Annotated in this window: 1 protein-coding gene; it reads left to right on the top strand. The window is 41.0% G+C overall.

The features are described 5' to 3' along the window. The coding region (locus SB771_RS36385; protein WP_410722210.1) for a hypothetical protein at positions 1–244 on the top strand (244 nt) is incomplete at both ends.

Genomic DNA, 244 nt, shown 5'->3' with positions numbered 1-244 from the left:
AGCTCGGACTGGAAATAATTCATGTTCCTGAAGGGAGTTTAATCACCTCAGAATTGAAACTAATGGACCGGTGGAAGTGGGGGAAAGCCAAGACTAGAAACTTTCTGAAACTTCTCGAAAACGACGAGATGATTATCAAAAAATCAGACCGCAAGAAAACCACCATAACCATTTGTAATTACAGTGTTTATCAAGAAAAAGAAACCAAGGTTAGACCGAAAGCAGACCACGAGCAGACCGATCA

It is taken from the genome of Burkholderia sp. SIMBA_051, assembly GCF_046534915.1.
Lineage (GTDB): Bacteria > Pseudomonadota > Gammaproteobacteria > Burkholderiales > Burkholderiaceae > Burkholderia > Burkholderia ambifaria.
The sequence above is the reverse complement of the archived record's forward strand: the minus strand, read 5'-3'. Positions and strand labels throughout refer to the sequence as shown.